Annotated in this window: 19 protein-coding genes; 8 read left to right on the forward strand and 11 right to left on the reverse strand. The window is 61.5% G+C overall.

What is annotated here, in order from left to right; all coding sequences use genetic code 11:
* Positions 1–44 precede the first annotated feature (44 nt).
* Positions 45–818, forward strand: coding sequence for an ABC transporter permease (locus M2367_RS18070; protein ID WP_042041099.1), 774 nt, complete (start codon positions 45–47; stop codon positions 816–818).
* A 57-nt stretch (positions 819–875) separates the two neighbouring features.
* Here M2367_RS18070 and M2367_RS18075 read toward each other — a convergent pair whose 3' ends face one another.
* The 9 genes from M2367_RS18075 to thpR all read right to left on the reverse strand — a co-directional run bounded on the left by M2367_RS18075 (position 876) and on the right by thpR (position 7,932).
* Positions 876–1,229: a putative quinol monooxygenase gene (locus tag M2367_RS18075; RefSeq protein WP_259237606.1), complete on the reverse strand. Its 354-nt coding sequence runs from the start codon at positions 1,227–1,229 to the stop codon at positions 876–878.
* A gap of 13 nt (positions 1,230–1,242) precedes the next feature.
* Positions 1,243–2,100 carry a pantoate--beta-alanine ligase gene (panC, locus tag M2367_RS18080; RefSeq protein WP_259237607.1) on the reverse strand — a complete coding sequence of 286 codons (858 nt, stop codon included), beginning with the start codon at positions 2,098–2,100 and terminating at the stop codon, positions 1,243–1,245.
* 103 nt (positions 2,101–2,203) lie between these two features.
* Entirely contained in the window at positions 2,204–2,998 is a 795-nt protein-coding gene (gene panB / locus M2367_RS18085) for a 3-methyl-2-oxobutanoate hydroxymethyltransferase (protein ID WP_042041096.1), read from the reverse strand.
* 11 nt (positions 2,999–3,009) lie between these two features.
* Positions 3,010–3,510 carry a 2-amino-4-hydroxy-6-hydroxymethyldihydropteridine diphosphokinase gene (gene folK / locus M2367_RS18090; protein WP_224432939.1) on the reverse strand — a complete coding sequence of 167 codons (501 nt, stop codon included), beginning with the start codon at positions 3,508–3,510 and terminating at the stop codon, positions 3,010–3,012.
* Complete coding sequence (gene pcnB, locus M2367_RS18095) at positions 3,510–4,988, reverse strand: polynucleotide adenylyltransferase PcnB (protein WP_042041175.1); 1,479 nt, start codon at positions 4,986–4,988, stop codon at positions 3,510–3,512. The genes folK and pcnB overlap by 1 nt, the downstream gene beginning before the upstream one ends.
* Before the next feature lie 82 nt (positions 4,989–5,070).
* Positions 5,071–5,967 (reverse strand): tRNA glutamyl-Q(34) synthetase GluQRS, encoded by an 897-nt coding sequence (gene gluQRS / locus M2367_RS18100; protein WP_259237609.1) that lies wholly within the window; start codon positions 5,965–5,967, stop codon positions 5,071–5,073.
* A gap of 132 nt (positions 5,968–6,099) precedes the next feature.
* Positions 6,100–6,549 carry an RNA polymerase-binding protein DksA gene (gene dksA, locus M2367_RS18105; RefSeq protein ID WP_005897845.1) on the reverse strand — a complete coding sequence of 150 codons (450 nt, stop codon included), beginning with the start codon at positions 6,547–6,549 and terminating at the stop codon, positions 6,100–6,102.
* 101 nt (positions 6,550–6,650) lie between these two features.
* Entirely contained in the window at positions 6,651–7,409 is a 759-nt protein-coding gene (gene sfsA / locus M2367_RS18110; RefSeq protein ID WP_259237612.1) for a DNA/RNA nuclease SfsA, read from the reverse strand.
* Positions 7,399–7,932, reverse strand: a complete 534-nt coding sequence (gene thpR, locus M2367_RS18115; RefSeq protein ID WP_259237629.1) for an RNA 2',3'-cyclic phosphodiesterase — start codon at positions 7,930–7,932, stop codon at positions 7,399–7,401. Before thpR ends, sfsA begins: the two co-directional genes overlap by 11 nt.
* A gap of 88 nt (positions 7,933–8,020) precedes the next feature.
* On the opposite strand from thpR, the gene hrpB reads away from it, so the two are divergent.
* From hrpB to M2367_RS18135, 4 genes are all read left to right on the forward strand, one after another.
* A complete protein-coding gene (hrpB, locus tag M2367_RS18120; protein ID WP_259237614.1) occupies positions 8,021–10,465 on the forward strand; it encodes an ATP-dependent helicase HrpB in 2,445 nt (814 codons plus the stop codon).
* Positions 10,466–10,584: 119 nt separating this feature from the next.
* Positions 10,585–12,900 carry a penicillin-binding protein 1B gene (mrcB, locus tag M2367_RS18125; RefSeq protein WP_259237615.1) on the forward strand — a complete coding sequence of 772 codons (2,316 nt, stop codon included), beginning with the start codon at positions 10,585–10,587 and terminating at the stop codon, positions 12,898–12,900.
* A gap of 44 nt (positions 12,901–12,944) precedes the next feature.
* Positions 12,945–13,343, forward strand: a complete 399-nt coding sequence (locus tag M2367_RS18130; protein ID WP_224432106.1) for a VOC family protein — start codon at positions 12,945–12,947, stop codon at positions 13,341–13,343.
* Positions 13,344–13,462: 119 nt separating this feature from the next.
* Positions 13,463–14,092 (forward strand): START domain-containing protein, encoded by a 630-nt coding sequence (locus tag M2367_RS18135; protein WP_310504091.1) that lies wholly within the window; start codon positions 13,463–13,465, stop codon positions 14,090–14,092.
* Positions 14,093–14,307: 215 nt separating this feature from the next.
* Here the strand turns inward: M2367_RS18135 and M2367_RS18140 are convergent, their stop codons facing one another.
* Together M2367_RS18140 and hemL are read right to left on the reverse strand one after the other, a co-directional pair.
* Positions 14,308–15,123, reverse strand: coding sequence for a hypothetical protein (locus M2367_RS18140; RefSeq protein ID WP_224432108.1), 816 nt, complete (start codon positions 15,121–15,123; stop codon positions 14,308–14,310).
* A gap of 258 nt (positions 15,124–15,381) precedes the next feature.
* Positions 15,382–16,671 carry a glutamate-1-semialdehyde 2,1-aminomutase gene (gene hemL, locus M2367_RS18145; RefSeq protein ID WP_259237622.1) on the reverse strand — a complete coding sequence of 430 codons (1,290 nt, stop codon included), beginning with the start codon at positions 16,669–16,671 and terminating at the stop codon, positions 15,382–15,384.
* Positions 16,672–16,880: 209 nt separating this feature from the next.
* Between hemL and clcA the strand changes: the two genes are divergently transcribed.
* The 3 genes from clcA to erpA all read left to right on the forward strand — a co-directional run bounded on the left by clcA (position 16,881) and on the right by erpA (position 19,456).
* Complete coding sequence (gene clcA / locus M2367_RS18150) at positions 16,881–18,275, forward strand: H(+)/Cl(-) exchange transporter ClcA (protein ID WP_224432110.1); 1,395 nt, start codon at positions 16,881–16,883, stop codon at positions 18,273–18,275.
* Positions 18,276–18,327: 52 nt separating this feature from the next.
* Positions 18,328–19,029 carry a DUF6776 family protein gene (locus M2367_RS18155; protein ID WP_224432111.1) on the forward strand — a complete coding sequence of 234 codons (702 nt, stop codon included), beginning with the start codon at positions 18,328–18,330 and terminating at the stop codon, positions 19,027–19,029.
* 76 nt (positions 19,030–19,105) lie between these two features.
* Entirely contained in the window at positions 19,106–19,456 is a 351-nt protein-coding gene (erpA, locus tag M2367_RS18160; RefSeq protein ID WP_042041083.1) for an iron-sulfur cluster insertion protein ErpA, read from the forward strand.
* The last annotated feature ends 434 nt before the right edge of the window (positions 19,457–19,890 follow it).

The following is a 19,890-nucleotide window of genomic DNA, read 5'->3' on the forward strand; positions in this document are numbered from 1 at the left end:
AAGAACAATCACATCGCCTTGATCGTAGAAGAGGGTCGTAGAGCATGAATCCCATGACCTATTACATCGCCTTCAAGAGCATTCTGGCCAAGGAAGTGAGCCGTTTTACCCGGATCTGGATCCAGACCCTGGTGCCGCCAGCCATCACCATGAGCCTCTATTTTGTCATCTTTGGCAATCTGATCGGCTCGCGGATCGGCGACATGGGTGGCTTCAGCTACATGGAGTTCATCGTGCCCGGCCTCATCATGATGTCGGTCATCACCAACTCCTACTCCAACGTCGCCTCCTCTTTCTACAGCGCCAAGTTCCAGCGCAACGTGGAAGAGTTGCTGGTGGCGCCGGTGCCGAACTACATCATCATCGCCGGCTATGTGGGCGGCGGTGTGGCCCGCGGTCTCTGTGTCGGTCTCATCGTCACCCTGGTGTCGCTGTTCTTCGTGCCGCTGCAGGTCCACCACCTGTTCAGCGTCTGCTTCACCGTGCTGCTGACCTCGATCCTGTTCTCCCTGGGGGGGCTGATCAACGCCGTGTTCGCGAAGTCGTTCGATGACATCAGCATCATCCCGACCTTCATCCTGACGCCGCTCACCTATCTGGGGGGCGTTTTCTACTCCATCAGCCTGCTGCCGCCCTTCTGGCAGGGGGTCTCCCAGGTGAATCCGATCATCTACATGGTGAACGCCTTCCGTTACGGCTTCCTCGGCATCTCCGACGTGCCGCTCGGCACCGCCTATCTCATCATTATCGCCTTCATCGTCGCCCTCTACGGGCTGGCCTGGTGGCTCATCTCCCGCGGTACGGGTCTGCGCCACTGAGGCGCGGTTCCTGGCAACAAAAAGGCGCCCTCGGGCGCCTTTTTCATCTGCGAGAGCTCAGCCTAGGAGGGCTGGGGCGTCATAGTCCGCCGGCTCGTCACTGTAGATGCAGACATTCCACTTGGCCGCCAGGCCATCCTCGGCGAGGCAGTAGCGCTCGAAGAAGGCCTTGATCTCGGCGCGCTGGCAGTGGGCTTCGAAGCTGGCGTTATCGCGCCAGATCTCGTTGAAGGCGATGGGAAAGCTCTCCCCCTCGGCGAAGGGGCTGGCCAGCTGGCGGGTGACAATGTATTGCAGGCAGCCATCTTCGCGCAGGGTATTGGGTTCGAGCCCCTGCAGCACCGCAAACAGCGCTTGCTCCTGGCCGGGCTTGGGCAGGAACTGGGCGATGCAATAGACCTTCTTGGACATGGGGTTCTCCTGATCAGGGGTGAGTGAGGGGGACGACGCAGTTGTCGATGAGGCGAGCCTTGCCCAGATACGCAGCCATCAGGATCACCAGTTGCTGGCTGGTATCGGTCGCAGGCTCGAGGGTATCGGCATCGACGATGTCGATGGCATCGGTACGAAAACCGGCTGCGTCGAGGCGGGCACTGGCGGTGGCGATGAGGGCGGCCAGATCCCGGTTTCCCTGGGCAATCTGCTCGGCTATCCAGTGCATGGTGCATGCAAGCTCGGGGGCCAGAGCGCGCTGCTCGGCACTGAGATAGCCGTTGCGCGATGAGAGAGCCAGGCCATCCTCGGCCCGAACCGTCGGTACCCCGATTATCTCGATGGGCATGGCCATGTCGCTCACCATCTTGCGAATGAGCGCCAGTTGCTGGTAATCCTTCTGGCCGAAACAGGCCACGTCCGGCTGAACCAGATTGAACAGCTTGGTCACCACAGTGCTGACCCCGCGAAAATGACCCGGGCGCAGCGCCCCTTCCAGCAGGGAAGAGATGCCGGGCACCTCGACGAAGGTCTGGCTGGCGAGCCCCTGGGGGTACATGATCTCCGGCGTCGGCGTGAACACCATGTCCACACCGGCAGTTTCCAGCGCGGCGCAGTCCTGCTCCAGGGTGCGGGGATAGTTGGCGAGATCCTCGGCCTTGTCGAACTGCATGGGGTTGACGAAGATGCTGACCACGACTTTTTCGCCATGGTTGCGGGCCTTATCGACCAGGGTGAGATGACCCTGGTGCAGGTTGCCCATGGTGGGGACGAATGCAATGGCCAACCCTTCGCGGCGCCACTGGCTTATCTGGTCACGGAGAATGGCGGGATTGTTAACAACCAACATCGACGGTTTACCCTCAGATGAATCAAAGAGATAGATGCTAAATCAGCTAGGCATGGATGCGGAAACGGAGGCCAGGGCCCCCGTTGTCATCATGCGACCCGGATCAGTTGAAGCAGTGCTCGGGGCCGGGGAAACTGCCGTCGCTGACCTGCTGGATATAGAGGCGCACGGCGGCGTGCAAATCGCCGGTCTCGGCCAGGAAGTTCTTGGTGAACTTGGGCACATAGCCGGAGGTGATGCCAAAGGCATCGTGCATCACCAGGATCTGGCCATCGGTCGAGGGGCCTGCCCCTATGCCGATCACCGGGATGCGCAACGCCTTGGTGATGCGCTCTGCCAGGGCAACAGGAACGCACTCCAGTACCAGCAACTGGATGCCCGCCGCTTGCAGTTCGAGTGCCTGGCGATAGATCTCCTGGGCATGGAACTCATCGCGCCCCTGCACCTTGAAGCCACCAAACACATGCACCGACTGGGGGGTGAGGCCGAGGTGTCCGCACACAGGCACGCCATTGCGGGTCAGGTGGCGGATGCTGTCACACAACCAGTCGCCCCCTTCCATTTTGACCATGCGTGCACCGGCGGCCATCAGCCGGGCGGCGTTGGCATAGGTCTGTTCCGGGGTGGCATAACTCATGAATGGCATGTCGGCCACCACCAGCGCCTTCTCGGTGCCGCGGGCGACACTGCGGGTGTGATAGACCATGTCATCCATGGTCACGCCCAGGGTGTCAGTGCCCCCTTGCAGTACCATGCCAAGGGAGTCACCGATGAGCAGCACATGGGCGCCCTCGTCGTCGAACAACTTGGCGAAACTGGCATCATAGGCGGTGATGGCGGTAAATTTCTGGCCGTCCTGCTTCATCTTCAGCAGGCTGGCGGTGGTGATATTGCTCACTTGGATGGCTCCTACAGGCTCGCAGCCGACGCTATGATGGCGAGATCATTGCGGGGGCAGCGGGCAACCAGGTCTTTGAGCGGGGTGCCGCAAGGCAGCACCAGAGCGGGCGCAATCTCGAACAGGGGCAGCAGTACGAACTCCCGCTCCTTCATGCCGTAGTGGGGGACGGTCAGGCGCTCGCTCTGCAGGCACTCTGCCCCATAGAGCAGCAGATCCAGATCCAGACTTCTGGGCCCCCATCTCTCGTCTTTGCGCACACGTCCTTGTTCCAACTCGATTCTTTGCAACTGATCCAGCAAGGCCAGGGGCGCGAGCCGGGTCGTCAGTCTGACCACGGCATTGACGTAGTCAGGCTGATCCGCAGGGCCCATGGGGCGGCTGCTGTAAAAAGAGGAGGCTTGTTGCAGCGCAGATCCAGGCAAGGCCGCCAGCGCCACCACGGCGCGGCGAGCCTGGCCTAGCGGGTCGGCCAGATTGGAGCCGATGGCAACGAAGACCTCCTGGGTCATCATTCGGCCGCTTTGGGCTTGCGACGACGGGGGCGACGACGGTTGCGGCTGTTGCTGCTGCGTTTCTCGCCTTCACCCTGGGGTTTGTCCGCTTGCGGCCTGTCACCGCCACGGGTCGCTTCCCGTTGCAGCTGCGGGCGCACATCCGGATTGGACTCCACATAGCGCTCCCACCAGCCGGCGAGCTCGCCCAGGCCACGCTCAACCCGGTTGCGCAGCAACAGGAAGTCGAAGGCGGCGCGGAACTTGGGATGCTCCATGGCACGCTCGGGGTGGCGGCCCTGACGGCGGGTCAGGCGCTGCTGCAGGGCCCAGATGTCGCGCACATCCGTGGTGAAGCGACGGGGCACGGCAATGATGCGCACCTGGGCGTCGAGCACCTCGTTGATGGCCAGCATGAAGGCATCATGCCAGGGCAGGCCGCTCTCGTTTTCCAGCACGCGGGCACGGGCCTCGACACTGCCCCACAGCAGGGCGGCGTACAGGAAGGCGGGAGTGACCCGCTTCTCTTCGCGCACCCGGGTGTCGGTGTCAGTCAGGGCATGCTCGATGAACTGCTCGAACGGCGAGTTGCCGTGCGGGGTGAACAGGGTGGCGACCTGGGGGAACAGCTGCTGGAACAGGCCATATTCACGGAGCAGCTTGTAGGTCGCCAGGCCGTCGCCTGCCAAGAACAGCTTGAGGGTCTCCTCAAACAGCCGGGCGGCCGGGATATCTTGCAGCAGCGATGCCAGCTCCTTGATGGGGGCGGCACTGCGCGGACTGATGTGCATATCCAGCTTGGCGGCGAAACGCACGGCGCGCAGCATGCGCACCGGGTCTTCCCGGTAGCGGGTCTCGGGGTCGCCGATCAGCTCCAGCTTGCGCTCGGCCAGATCATCGATGCCGCCCTCGAAGTCGTGCAGGGTGAAATCCTTGGCACTGTAATAGAGGGCGTTGACGGTGAAGTCGCGACGCTCGGCATCCTCTTCGATGGTGCCGTAGACGTTGTCGCGCAGCAGCATGCCTTCATCGCTCTGGGCGGAGACATGGCGGCTGTTGTTGACCTGATGGTGATGGCCACGGAAGGTGGCGACCTCGATCACGTCGCGTCCGAAGACGATGTGGGCCAGACGGAAGCGGCGGCCGATCAGGCGGCAGTTGCTAAACAGCGCCTTGATCTGTTCCGGGGTCGCGTTGGTGGCGATGTCGAAATCCTTTGGCGTCCTCCCAAGCAGAATATCCCGGACACCCCCGCCGACCAGGTAGGCGTCATAGCCGCCCTTGTTCAGGCGATAGAGAACCTTGAGGGCATTCTCACTGATCTCTTTGCGCGAGATGGGGTGCTGGTCACGGCTCAGCGTGCGTCTTGGTCCGGCACTCCGCTGGGTGGCAGTGTGGACAGGCTCTTGAGTCGTCATCGACTCGTCGCCTTCTTCCTTGCCGAGCACCTTGCGGCAAAAGTTTGCGATCTGGGAAAAAATGGTACACCTCTTCATGACTTCAAATTGACGGGAGGCCAAAAAATAGCGGCCTATCATAGCTCAGCCTTGACCAAATGAAAAACCATGTGGTCGGGGGCTAGCAGCCCGGTGCCGGTTGCGGCTGTTTGGGCACCCTGTCCAGCCGCCAGTGAGCGATGGCCCACTGGATTATCTCAGTGATGGAACAGGCTGCCAGCTCATCTGGTGGCCCTTGGCCGAGAAAGTGCAACGCCTGCAGCAGAGTGGGGCGTACCTCGGTCAGGCTCAGGGCTGGCGCATGGTTCTGCTTGGAGAGCTTGTTGCCATCGGCCAACACCGCCAGGGGCAGATGAACCCAGGCGGGAGGCTCACTGCCCAGCGCTCTGTGGAGCGCCACCTGGCGCACCGTTGGCTCGAGCAAGTCGGCCCCACGCACTATCTCGGTAATACCCGCATCCATGTCATCGACCACCACCGCCAGATTGTAGGCATAGAGACCATCGCGGCGGTGGATGATGAAATCCTCCTCCGCCAGGGCCGGGGTCACTGTGATGGCGCCGAGCAGGCCATCCTCAAAGCCGTATACCGGATGACGCTGGCGGAGCCGGGCGGCGCAGCCCGCAGGGGTCAGCCCCAATGTGCGGCAGTGGCCATTGTAGAGGCCGCCGCTGGCTGCTATCTCGCGTCGGGTGCAGCGGCACCAGTAGAGATCTCCCGCCTGGTAGAGCGCGGCGATGACCTCATCATAGCGAGCATGACGCCGACTCTGATATACCACTTCCCCATCCCAGTGCAGGCCATAGGCCTCCAGGGCGTGCAGGATCAGGCTCGTTGCCCCGGCCATCTCCCGCGGTGGATCGATGTCTTCGATGCGCAGCAGCCAGCGTCCCCCCCGGGAACGAGCCTGCAGCACGCTGCCCAGGGCCGCAATCAGGGAGCCAAAGTGCAGCGGACCGGACGGGGAGGGGGCAAAGCGTCCCACATAAGGGGAGGGCGTAGGGCTGTTCAGGGGCATGACGGCAGAGACGAGATGGACATGGAAGCGCCATTCTCGCCCTGGGCCCGCCAAAGCTCAATAAAAAAGGGAGCTGAGTGCTCCCTTTTCTACCAATTCGGGGGAATGGCCCCGAGTGGTTCAAATGGCGGATTAACCGGCCATCTGTTTCTCTTTGATCTCGGCCAGCGTCTTGCAGTCCACACAGAGATCGGCGGTGGGACGTGCTTCGAGGCGGCGGATGCCGATCTCGATGCCGCAATGTTCGCAATAACCGAAGTCATCGTCGTCCAGCAGCAGCAAGGTCTTCTCGATCTTCTTGATCAGCTTGCGCTCACGGTCGCGAGTACGCAGTTCGAGGGCAAATTCCTCTTCCTGTGCTGCGCGGTCCACGGGATCCGGGAAGTTGGCTGCCTCGTCCTTCATGTGATCAACTGTGCGGTCGACTTCCTGCATCAATTGATTGCGCCAGGCTCCCAGGATTTTGCGGAAATGAGCCTTTTGTTGGTCATTCATGTACTCCTCACCGGGTTTTTCCTGGTAAGGCGCAACTCCCGCAACGGCCAGGGGGCCCAGAGATTTCCTGATTTCGCCTGTTGGCATGCCCTGTCTCCTATTTAGCACCTAATGGTGCCATCCATAAATTGAGGGCGACATCTATAGCAGAAGGGTAACGGCTAGGCAAACAAGCAGTGCCAAATATGTTATCCAATCCCACTTTTATCAGCCGCAGTCGGGTCGCATGAGCAGGATTCAAACGGGATGAATCCTTGTGGCTCCATGCGCTGCACCCCAAGATGGGGGCGATAGCATAATATTTCAACCCCTGCCAGCTGTGCCTGTTCAATAAGCTGACTATAGTGCGGATCTATGTGGGCTGCTGCTGCAACGCTGGCAATACCGGAGTGCAACACCATAAATAGCAGCACTGCCCTGTGTCCTGCCGCCCTCATGGCGATTAATTCACGCAAATGCTTGGCGCCGCGCGCCGTGACCGCATCGGGAAAATACCCCATGCCAGCACCCGCTCGCTCATCGAGCAGGGTGACCGATTTTACCTCGACGTAACAATCTGCCTTGGCGGCATCTTGCAGCAAGAAATCGATCCGGCTGTTCTCTTCGCCATATTTCACCTCGGGTCTGAGGGTGTCATAGCCCGAGAGGGGAGAAATGGCGCCCCCTTCGATCAGCTCCCGCGCTATCTGATTAGCCCGTACCGTGTTGACGCAGATGAAGTGGCCCGCCGGACTCTGGGCGATTTCCCAGCTGTGGGGGAGCTTGCGTTTGGGGTTGCTTGATGTGGAGTACCAGACCCGGGTGCCGGGATCGGCGCAGCCGGTCATGGCGCCGGTATTGGCGCAGTGGATGGTGAGTTCGCTGCCATCATCGAGCTGGATGTCGGTGAGAAAGCGCTTGTAGCGGCGCAGCAGCAGGCCCGATTGCAGGGGCGGGTTAAATTCCATCAGTGGTTTTCACTCTCGGTGTCAGGGGCCAGCAGGCCAGGGGCTGGTAGCTAACCCCTTGCTCAGTGCTGACCGATTGATAGAGGCAGAACCTTGTGGCCTGCAAGAGAAAGGCGGGGGCCGGGGTGGCGGCAGGTGCCTCGCTCGCCTTGCGCGACATTGTGATATGGGGGGTATACCCCTGTTCACCATTACCCAGACCGATACGTTCACCATGGCGACGCAGCGCCCGTGCCAGCACGGTCAGTTCGTTGGGCCAGGCGCCAGGGCCGACCCAGGCGGCCTTGGCGCGCCCGAACCAGCCGGTACGATCCAGGGTGATGCTCAGGGGCGGGCAGTGTTGACGTTCGGCCATGGCCAGCAAGTGGGCGCATTGCTGCTCATCGGCCTCGCCGAGGAAGGCCAGGGTCAGGTGCAGATTGGCCTGTGGCACGGCCTGGCCGGGCCAGGGACGCCCGTCACGCCAGGTGATGAGCCGGGGTGCCAGTTCATCCAGGGGCAGGGCAAAGAAGAGTCGGGACATGCATTTGGGTTTCACGCTGATGCCAGGGCCCCATTCTATGGCAGAATAGGCGGCGTTTTTAAGCCAGTTACAGAAGGTTTTCGTCGCTTTGTCTCAACTCCCCATCGTTTCAGTGTTGCCCGCGCTCTTTGCCGCCCTTGGCGAGCACAACAGCGTGATACTGCAGGCCCCTCCCGGTGCGGGCAAGTCGGCCCTGTTGCCCCTGGAGCTGGTGCGCCAGGATCGGCTGCCCGGGCGCATCATCATGCTCGAACCCAGGCGCCTGGCTGCGCGCAACATCGCCAGTTTCCTCGCCGCCCAGCTCGGCGAGCAGGTTGGTGAGCGTATCGGCCTGCGGGTGCGGGGAGAGAGCCGGGTCAGCAAGCAGACCCGGTTGGAGATAGTGACCGAGGGGGTATTGACGCGCATGTTGCAGCAGGATCCCGAGCTGACGGGGATCTCGCTGGTCATCTTCGATGAGTTCCACGAGCGCAGTCTGCATGCCGACACCGCCCTGGCGTTTGCCATCGAGAGTCAGCAAGGGCTCAGGGAGGATCTCAAGCTGCTGGTGATGTCGGCCACCCTGGATGGGTTGGCACTGGAGACCCTGCTGCCGGATGCCCCTGTCATTCGCTCTGAGGGACGGGGTTTTCCCATCGAGTATCACTACCGACCCATCAGCCGTCAGCAGTGGCTGGCACCCCAGGTTGGCACCGTGGTGCTGGAAGCCCTGGCGACCCATCCCGGCAGCGCCCTGGTGTTCCTGCCGGGACAGGGGGAGATAGAGCGACTGGCGCTCTGGCTCGCCGAGAGGGTGCCAGATGGGGTGCGTCTTGCCCCCCTCTATGGTCGGCTCGATATGGCGGCGCAGCAGGCGGCGATTGCCCCGGCCCCGGCTGGTCAGCGCAAGCTGGTGCTCACCACCAATGTGGCCGAGACCTCCCTGACCATAGAGGGTATCCAGATGGTCATCGACAGCGGACTGGAGCGGCGCGCCTCCTTCGACCTGAGAAGTGGCGTCACCCGCCTCGAGACCCGCCAGATAGCCAAGGCATCGGCCACCCAGCGGGCGGGCCGGGCCGGCCGGCTCGGCCCCGGGATCTGCTACCGACTGTGGAGCAGCGAAGGGCAGGAGCGTCTCCCCGAGCAGAGCCCCCCGGACATCTTGACCCAGGAGCTGACCGGTTTGCTGCTGGATGCGGCCCAGTGGGGAGCCAGGGTCGAAGCCCTGCCGCTGCTGGATGTGCCGCAGCCTTCGGCATTGGCGGCAGCCCAGCGGTTGCTGGAGACCCTGGGCGCACTCAAACCGGGTGAGCAACAGCTCACCCCGGCAGGGCGCGCCATGGCCGCCCTGGGCTGCCATCCTCGTCTGGCTCGGATGCTGCTCGCCGCCAAGGCATTGGCGGCGGATGGTCTGTCAGGGATTGTCGCCGATGCGGTATATCTGGTAGCGCTGCTGGAGGAAGATCTGCGAGGATCCGAACGCCTGTCCGTACTGTTCGCGCGCCGCCAGGGGGGACTGAGATCCCAGGCCGAGCGCTGGTTCAAGCGACTGGAGCTGAGGTCCGCCAGCGCCCAGGGCCAATGGCTGGGTCTGCTCTGCGCCCTGGCCTGGCCGGATCGCATCGGTAAATTGCGATCCGGCAGTCGCTATCAATTAAGTGGTGGCCTGAGCTGCGATCTGGTCGAGGGACACTCCTGCCAGGGGCAAGCGGCGCTCGTTGCCGTCGAGCTGGGTCAGAACGAGCGGGGCAGTCGTATTTTCATTGCCGAGCCGGTCAATCTGGATGAGCTGGCGCGCCAACTGCCCGAGCTGGTCTCGACCCGGGACTGGTTCGACTGGGATGAGCGTGAGGAGCGGGTGCGAGCCGAGCGGCAACAGGTGATCGGTGAGCTGGTACTCGGCCAGCGACCGCTGACCGAGCTGTCCGATGAGCAGAAGGGGCGCTGCCTGCTGCAGGGGATCCGGCGCAAGGGGCTGCATGTATTGCCCTGGAATGAGGCGAGTGAAGGCCTGCTGGCCCGGCTGCGCTGCGCCGCCGACTGGTTGCCCGAAGCGGGTTGGCCCGCGATGGACGAGGCCAGTTTGCTGGCCGGGCTGGAGCTGTGGTTGCTGCCAGCCCTCAATGGTATGACGCGGCTTGAGCAACTCAAGAAATTGGATTTGAACGATATTTTACGTCAGGCTCTGCCCTGGCCCCTGCCCAAGCGATTGGATGATGCGCTACCCAGCCACTTCACCGCCCCGACCGGCAGCCGGGTGCGCATTCGCTATGAGCCGGGTCAGGCGCCCGTCATACCGGTGCGGATCCAGGAGATGTTTGGCCAGGCCAGCACGCCCCGGGTCGCCGAGGGGCGGGTAACCCTGGTGGTGGAACTGCTCTCCCCGGCGCGTCGCCCACTGCAGATCACCGCCGATCTGGCGGCGTTCTGGGTGGGTTCCTATGGGGAGGTGAAGAAAGAGATGAAGGGCCGTTACCCGCGCCATTACTGGCCGGATAACCCGCTGGAGGCGATGCCGACCAGCGTCACCAAGAAGCGAATGCAGCAGTAGCCCCTCCGATGAGAGAGGAGGCTGGTAACACAATCTCAACGCGGCCCGCCCAGCGGGCCTGTGACAGACAGGCGCCATACCCCGGATGTGAGGGCTGGTGATAAGAAGAATGAGGATTCATGGCAACCCAAAAACGCAAGCGTAGCCCGAAGAAGGCCGCGCCCAAAAGCACCCTGTGGCGCACCCTGTTCTGGCTGGGAGTCAAACTCTCGCTGGTGGCCGCCGCCTTCCTGGTGGTGTTTGGCATCTATCTGGACACCAAGGTGCGCGATCGCTTCGATGGCGAGAAGTGGCAACTGCCGGTCATGGTCTATAGCCGTCCCCTGGAGCTCTACCCGGGGCAGCGACTCTCCCGTGATCAGATGATGCGCGAGCTCAAGATGCTGAGTTACAAGCCGGTGCGCCAACCTCACTCCCCTGGTGAATATCGGGTGGATGGCAGCAGCATAGAGCTGGTGCGTCGTCCGTTTGACTTCTATGACGGTGCCGACAAGGCCCGGGCCATGCGGCTCACCTTCAACGGACCGCGCCTGGACAAGATCCAGTCCATGGAGAATCAGCGTCAGCTAGGTTATGCCCAGATGGACCCCGTATTGCTGGACAGACTCAATCCCGAGGGGCGCGAGGATCGCCTGCTGGTGCGGATTGCCGAGGTGCCGGACAGCCTGCTGGTGACGCTGCTGACCACAGAGGATCGCGACTTCTATCAGCATGGCGGCGTCAGCCCGGTGGCCATCATGCGCGCCATGGCGGCGAACGTGCTGGCCGGGCGCACTGTGCAGGGGGGCAGTACCCTCACCCAGCAGCTCGCCAAGAACTTCTTCCTGACCCGGGAGCGCAGCCTGTGGCGTAAGTTGCAAGAGGCTTACATGGCGGTGCTCATCGACTATCGCTACAGCAAGGATGAGATCCTGGAGGCCTATCTCAACGAGGTCTACCTCGGTCAGAACTTCTCGCAAGGGGTCTATGGCTTCGGGCTCGCCTCCTATTTCTACTTTGGCGTGCCGGTCAACGAGCTGGAGATAGATCAGGTTGCCCTGCTGGTCGGTCTGGTGAAAGGGCCCTCCTATTATGATCCCTGGCGTTACCCGGAGCGGGCCAAGACGCGCCGGGATCTGGTGCTCAAGCTGCTCAGCGAGCACGGCAGCCTGACCCAGGCGGAATTCGAGCTGGCCAGCAAGCAGCCGCTCGGCATCATCACCCGGGGCAAGATGAGTTATGGCCGTACCCCGGCCTTCATGAATCTGCTCAAGCGCGAGGTGCAGACCCGCTTTGGTGCCGACTTGCTCAGCCAGTCCGGTCTCAAGATCTTCACCAGCCTGGATCCTATCGCCCAGCACGCCGCCGAGCAGTCGGTGGAGTCGGGTCTGACCCAGATAGAGAAGCAGCGTGGCAAGAAGCGGCTGGAGGCCGCCATGGTGGTTTCCGACTGGCACAAGGGCGAAGTGGTTGCCCTGGTGGGCGGGCGAGATCCCCGTTTTGCCGGCTTCAACCGGGCGATCGATGCCCGTCGCCAGATAGGATCCCTGGTCAAGCCTGCGGTCTACCTCACCGGTCTCTCCAATGGCCTGACCCTGGGGACGCCGCTCAAGGATCAGCCGATCCGCATTCGTGGCCAGGATGGCCAACTGTGGACGCCGCAAAACTATGACCGCAAATTCCGCCAGAGCGTGCCGCTGATGGAGGCGCTGGCCCACTCCCTCAACGTCCCGACCGTCAATCTGGGGTTGCAGGTGGGGCTGGACAAGGTGGTCGACACCTTGCACAAGCTTGGCGTCGAGCAGGAGATCCAGCCCTATCCCTCCCTGGTGCTGGGGGCGGTGGCTCTCTCCCCTCTGGAGGTGAACCAGATGTATCTGCCGATCGCCAACCAGGGCATGACCCAGCCGTTATCGGCTATCCGGGCCGTGGTCGGGGGCGATGGCAAACTGATCTATCAGCATGGCCAGAGCGCCAAACGGGTTGCGGATCAGTATGCCAGCTGGCTGACGCTGTTCGCCATGACCAAGACGGTCAGCGAGGGCACGGCGCGCTCCCTGAGTGCGCGTTTCCCGGGTATCGTCATGGCGGGCAAGACGGGGACCACCAACGAGCTGCGTGACTCCTGGTTTGCTGGCATGGACAACAGTGAACTGGTCAGCATCTGGGTCGGCCGCGATGACAACACCTCGGCTGGCCTGACCGGTTCGAGCGGCGCACTCCAGCTGTTCAGCGGCTATCTGAACCAGCGTGGTGTCAACAGCCTGACCCTCAATATGCCCAAAGGGGTGAGCTGGGCCAGCTTCGCCCGTACCAGCGGCACCCGGGTATCTGCCAACTGTCCCGGCAGCTTGCAGGTGCCAGCTAAAACGGCTGGCCTGCCTCCCCCCGCCAGCTGTGGCGGCGGCAACCCGGCCAATGCCCTGGATCAGTGGTTCAGCGGTTTCTTCAACTAACCTGTGATGGGCTGCAATGGCAGCCCATTTTTTTCGGAGTGCTCATGACATCTGCCCTGCTTGGCGGTATCCATCATCTGGCCATCATCGCCAGTGACTATCAGGTTTCCCGGCGTTTCTATCATGAGATCCTGGGGTTGCCCATCATCGCGGAGACCCTGCGGGAGGCGCGCCAATCCTGGAAGCTGGATCTGGCATTGCCGGATGGCAGCCAGATTGAGCTGTTCAGTTTCCCGGCGCCGCCAGCCAGACCGAACCGCCCCGAGGCATGCGGCCTGCGCCATCTGGCGTTCAGGGTGGCGGCGCTCGATCCCGTCATCGCCCATCTGGAGCAGCACGGGGTGGCCGTGGAGCCGGTGCGGGTGGACGAGCTGACCGGCAGTCGCTTCACCTTCTTCGCAGACCCCGATGGCCTGCCCCTCGAACTGGTTGAACCGCGCTGACAATGCAATGAGCCTTGAGCCAATGCTTGGGGCGAATGGGCGAGGGACCCCCACACTGGAGTAACAATGGTGCCGTAGCTCGGGAGGAGCGGATGATGAGATGGACATCAAGAGATGGAGTGGGTGCCTTGTTGCTGCTTCTGCTGAGCGGCGCTGCCTGCGCCGAGCCTGACTGGGCGCTACAGCGGGAGCAGGGGGGCGTCACGCTCTGGAGCCGCCCCAATCCACCGGGCCCCTTCCTGGCATTCAAGCTGGACATGCAGGTTCAAGCCAGACCCGTGGCGTTGCTGGCGGTGCTCCGTGACACGGCGCGCCACACACTCTGGTTGCCGGGCAGTCGCGAGGTGCGGCTGCTTGCTCAGCCCAGTCCGGAGGAGGATCTGGTCTACACCCGATTGGCGGCGCCCTGGCCTGCCGAGGACAGAGAGCTCATCACCCGTTCCCGACTGAGCTGGTTGTCCGGGTGCGGCTTCACCCTGCGGGTATGGGCCGAACCCGATGCTCTGCCGCCGAACAAGGGGCTGATGCGGATCCGCGCCAGCCATGGGGTGTGGCGGGCCGAATCGCTCAAGCAGGGAGAGAGTCGAATTAGTCTCGAAACTTACACCCATCCCGGTGGCAATTTGCCGGGCTGGGTGGTCAACCGGGTTGCCGCCCAGGCCGCCTTTGACAGTTTCACGGCGATCAAGGGGTTGATGGAGGCAGGTCGTTCGCCTGTGCCCACTGACATTGGGCCCTGCTCGAACTGATGGGGATCACGTCCAGATGAGTCAGAGATTGAAAAGCGAGTCGGCATAGACCGACTCGCTTTGGGTTTAGCGCTCATCGGTGACATTGGTCGTCGCGAAATGACCAGGGCTAAGCCGATGAGACGAGGGACGGGCCCCCGACAACAAGTAATAGCAGAGCCGTTCGGATTCTTCTCTGCATTATGTTCCCCAAGGAAAGGGGAATGGCCTCTCTGCTAGGGGTCGTGGCGGCGCGCCTCATGGCGTTGGACAAAGCGCCTGCCGTCAGAGGTTTCATGGGGGGGAGAGGGACGCTGGCTGGCCTGAACCAGGGCCGCTTCGGCGCGAGCACCGAGAAAGACATACAAGCCAAGGCCCACCAGTAGCCCCACCGCGCAGACCATCACGCCCACCGCAGGCCAGAGCAGTTCTGTCTGGCCGAGGGAGCCCTTGAACAGCAGCAAGAGCCCCTCGATGGAGACGGCGATCAAGATGGCGGCAATGAAGCGGGTGATGGTGCGGCGAATGGCGCTGTGGCGAAAGATGTCCTTATGGAGCAGCACCTCCTCCTCCAAGATGGTTTTACCCAGATCGAATACCGCCAGGGCCAGGGTCAGGAAGATGATGGCGCTGAAGGCCCCAAGCCGGTTGCTGCTCTCGCCGCAGGCGAGCAGGTAGAGCTCATGCAATCCATGCCAGATCAGGCTGGCGACGATGAGAAACAGCGCCAGGCTCAGCAATACATAGACTCCCTTGAACCATGGCGTGAGTTTGCGGCGCTGTTTGTCCCCCATCAACCAGGCGATCAGCTCCTGCAAGCTAAGGGTGATGAGGATGCCTTCCCCCTGTACGTGCAGGTGCAACTCCCCCTGTGCGGTGGGGTAGGGAGGGAAAATGGCAATGGGGCCGCTCTGCGGCCGGGTGCTCAGCACGAAGGGGTAGCGTGCCAGCGCCTTGTCCGAATGCTGGATCAAGCCCAGCAACAGCAGGCGCAGTTCGGGCTCGTACTCCTGATAGCGGCGGATGAGATCGATAGGGCTCATGTTAGCCATGGGGACCTCCAGGGTGATGCCGAATGGATGGCGCATATTGCCAGCTAGTCTTGCAAGTTATGGGCCCAGACTGACGGGTAGAAATGACCCCCTGGTGGCAGTTTGATGATGAAATCGTGAGGCAACTTGGGGCAAGGGGCGGCTTTGGCACCAGATTGGTGCGAAGAGGGCAGGCGCAGGGCCGGGGATGTGCTGCTTGGGTCTTGGGCCATCAAAGAGAAAGGGGCCCGGTGGGCCCCTTGCATCATGTGGCCGGATTTATGCCTGCGCCAGCTTGGCGAAGCTGCGATCCGCCGCCGCCAACGTGTGTGCTATCTCCTGCTCACCGTGAGCCATGGAGAGGAAGCCAGCCTCATAGGCGCTGGGCGCCAGATAGACGCCCTCATCCAGCATGAGGTGATAGAAGCGCTTGAAGCGGGCCATGTCGCAGCGGGTCACCTGTTCAAAACGGCTGATCTCGGTCTCTTCGGTGAAGAAGAAACCGAACATGCCGCCGACATAGGTGATGGCGAGGGGGATACCGTGTTTGGCCGCTGCGGCTTTGAGGCCCTCGGCGACGGCGGCTGTCTTCTCTGCCAGCTGCTGATGCAGGCCAGGGGCTTGCAGCAGATCCAGCATGGCGAGACCGGCGGCCATGGCAACCGGGTTGCCAGACAGGGTGCCAGCCTGGTAGACAGGGCCGGTCGGTGCTATGTGCTGCATCACCTTCTTCTTGCCACCGAAGGCGCCCACCGGCATACCCGCGCCGATGATCTTGCCAAGGGTGGTCAGGTCCGGATCTATGCCGTAGTGGGCCTGGGCACCGCCGAGGGCGACACGGAACCCTGTCATCACCTCATCGAGGATCAGCAAGGCGCCAAACTCGTTACAGATGGCGCGCAGCCCCTGCAGGAAACCGGGCAGGGGCGGAATGCAGTTCATGTTGCCCGCCACTGGCTCCACGATGATGCAGGCAATCTCGCTGCCGTACTGGTTGAAGGCTTCGCGAACCGAGTCCAGATCGTTGAACACGCAGGTGAGGGTGTGCTTGGCGAAATCGGCAGGGACGCCCGGGCTGTTGGGTTGGCCCAGGGTGAGGGCGCCGGAACCGGCCTTGACCAGCAGAGAGTCGGCGTGCCCGTGGTAGCAACCTTCGAACTTCACAATCTTGTCGCGGCCGGTATAGCCACGGGCCAGACGGATGGCGCTCATGGTCGCTTCGGTGCCGGAGTTGACCATGCGCACCTGCTCCATGGAGGGCACCAGCTCGCGTACCTTCTGGGCCATCAGCACTTCAATCTCGGTGGGCGCGCCGTAGCTGAGCCCCTTCTCGACGGCCTTGATGACCGCAGCCTTGATGGTCGGATGATTGTGGCCGAGCAGCATGGGGCCCCAGGAACCTATGTAGTCGACATAGGATTGACCATCCACGTCATAGAGATAGGCACCGTCGGCGCGTTCGATAAAACGGGGGGTGCCGCCTACGCCGTTGAAGGCGCGCACCGGTGAATTGACGCCGCCCGGGATGGTTTGGCAGGCCTGTTCAAACAGCTGATCTGATTTTGACATGGATCATCCTTAATGGGATTTTGACCGTCACTGAGGGGGGGGAGGCGGATCCAGACTCGGCAGTCTGCCCTTGGCAAGGTATGCTCATGACTCTCGTACCCGGCGCACTTGGCGGCCCAGTGACATTTAAACGGGCCGACTATAGCAGAAAGCCCCATTGGTGGGCAGCAGCCCCGGGTTTCATCTAACGGCTGACGATGGTTTCTCTCATGGCACAAGACACTCATTCTGCGGCGGGTTCGGCAGGGGCATCTTCCCATAGCTGGATGGTGCGACGACTCATTCAACAAGACAAGATGCCGCTCTGGGTACTCTTGCTGGCGGCCGTGGTCGGCATATTGGCCGGATTGGTGTGTGGCCTGTTCGAAAGCGGTGTGAATTGGGTGGTCATGCAGCGCGGCACCTTTCTGGCCGATCGCCCCTGGTGGCAACTGTTGTTCATGGGGTTTGGCATCAGCGCGCTGCTTGGCATGGTGGGTTACTTCCTGACCCATGCCTTCGCCCCCGAAGCGGGCGGATCCGGCATTCCCGAGATAGAGGGGGCCATGGACGATCTGCGCCCCGTGCGCTGGTGGCGAGTGCTGCCGGTCAAGTTTTTCGGCGGCATCTGTACCCTGAGTTCCGGCATGGTGCTTGGCCGCGAAGGTCCCTCGGTACAGATCGGGGGCAACCTCGGCAAGATGGTGGCCGACATCTTCCGCCTCCCCAAGGAGCATGGTCACGCCTTGCTGGCCGCAGGTGCCGCAGGTGGACTGGCGGCCGCCTTCAATGCGCCGCTGGCCGGCATACTCTTCGTGATGGAAGAGATGCGCCCCCAGTTTCGCTACTCCTTTCTTGCCATCAAGGCGGTCAGCATCTCGGCCGTGATGGCGACCCTGACCCTGCAAAACATGAAGGGGCAGCACCCTGTCATCGCCCTGCCGCACTATGATGCGCCGGATCTGAAGGCACTCTGGTTGTTTCTCTTCATGGGGGCGGCGTTTGGGGTGCTGGGTTTCGTGTTCAACAAGCTGGTACTGGCCTGCCAGGATGGCTATCTGGCCCTGCATCAAAACAAGCGCCATCGTTTCGTGGCGATCGGCATGCTGGTAGCGGGTACCTTCGGGGTGCTGGCGATTTTCGTGCCATCGGTCACGGGGGGCGGCACAGAGCTTATCCCTCATCTGCTGTCAGGGGACTATGCCATGGCCACCCTGTTTCTCATCTTCTCGGTGCGATTGGTGGCAACCCTGATCTGCTTCTGCTCAGGGGCTCCTGGGGGGGTGTTTGCACCGACCCTGGCTCTAGGGACTCTCTTTGGCCTGGTATTTGGCTATATCTTCCACGCCGCCTTCCCCGAGCTAGGCATAGAACCAGGGGCCTTCGCCATCGCTGGCATGGGGGCACTATTCGCCGCGACCGTGCGAGCCCCCGTGACGGGGATAGTGTTGGTTACCGAGATGACCGACAACTATCAGCTCATCCTGCCGATGATGATCACCACCATAGGGGCGACGATAGTGGCTCAGTGGTTGGGCGGCCGCCCCATCTATTCACAAATTCTGGAGCGGACCTTGCGTCTGGCGGCACGACAACGCCGTGGTGAAAACAGTGCGGCGGCCTGAATATCTCTATATATAGTCAGAACATGAATCAACTGGGCGAGGTGGTGCGCGCATGAAACAGAAATGGATACTGCTCGCCGTCTTGGCTCTGGGAGCGCTGGCGGGATACGTTGTTGGCAATCGTCAGGAGCTGGCTCAGGGCAGCTTGCTCGAGGTACAGCAACAGACCCTGGCACGTCAGGCCGAGGCCATTGGCAAACTCGAATCTGAACTTGGGGTCAAGCAGACCCAGATTGCCACTCAGCAAGCGGCTTTTGAACAGTTGCAGCAACAGCTCAAGTCCCAGGAGGCACAATCTCAGGAGTTGAAACGCCAGCTCGCCTTCTTTGAGCGGATCATGCGCCCTGAAGGGGAGCAGAGTGGTGTGGTCATCGACAATCTTACGGTACAGGAGAGCAGCGTTCCAAACCGTTATCACTATCGACTGGCGCTGACTCAGCCAGCCAAACAGCGCGAGCTGTTTCGCGGCCAGGTACAGATCCGGGTTGAAGGAAGCCAGAATGACAAACCGAAGATCCTGAACGGACGGGATCTGCAGATGAAGGCCGGCGCGGGCCGCTACTCCTTGCGCTACTTCCAGCTTCTGGAGGGCGATTGGCAACTGCCGGATGGGTTTGTGCCCGACCGGATCCGGGTCACCATCTCCAAGGAGGGGCGTCAGCCTGCACAGGAGCTGTTGGTTGAATGGAACGAGGTCCTGAAACCCATGTTGGCGCCTCCGACTGAGCTGGCGCCGTCCGCCACATCCGGGTAGCCTAGCTTGGTGAATACTTGAACTAAATGGTCGGGTATTAGATAATTTCGCAGTTCCAATGGTTGTGAGGTCAGTGATGAGTGCAGTAGCAGAGGCCCAGTTGCCAATCCAGATGACGGATGCGGCAGCAAACAAGGTGAAGACCCTGATCACCGAAGAAGAGAATCCCGAGCTCAAGCTGCGGGTGTATATCACGGGCGGTGGCTGCTCCGGTTTCCAGTATGGGTTTACCTTCGATGAGAAGATCAATGATGGCGATACCGTGGTTGAGAAGAGCGGTGTCACTATGGTGATCGATCCCATGAGCCTGCAATACCTGGTCGGCGGCAGCGTCGATTACAGCGAAGGTCTGGAAGGTTCTCGCTTCCTGGTGACCAACCCTAACGCCACCACCACTTGTGGTTGCGGCTCCAGTTTCTCTATATAAGCATTAAGCATGATGATAAGGGCCCTCAAGGGCCCTTTTCTATTGCGGCTCTTCAATAGAGGGGAAAACTTAAGGAGGAGTAAGAAGGAGTAGCGCTGTAGCGCTCTCTCGACAATGATGGTCACAGCCCCAACAATGGTGCTCTATTGACACCCAGTGGCGTAAATGCAGACACTGATAGGTGATGATTTAAACGATTTTAGGCTTTATCAAAAAAACATGTAAATTATGCTTGTCATCACAGATTGGCCCCCTATAATGCGACCCCATCAGCACGGCGCAGTGCGCGGCTGGTTCGGCTTGCAAAGCAATCCGGTGAGGGTTATAGTTTCAGACCCTGCTCTTTAACAATTTGAATCAAGCAATCTGTGTGGGCACTCACAGCATCGAGCATCAAAATTAATTTTTGATTTTCAATGTCTGGTGAAGTGACC

This window comes from Aeromonas sp. BIGb0445 (assembly GCF_024809075.1).
Classification (GTDB): Bacteria; Pseudomonadota; Gammaproteobacteria; order Enterobacterales; family Aeromonadaceae; genus Aeromonas; species Aeromonas rivuli.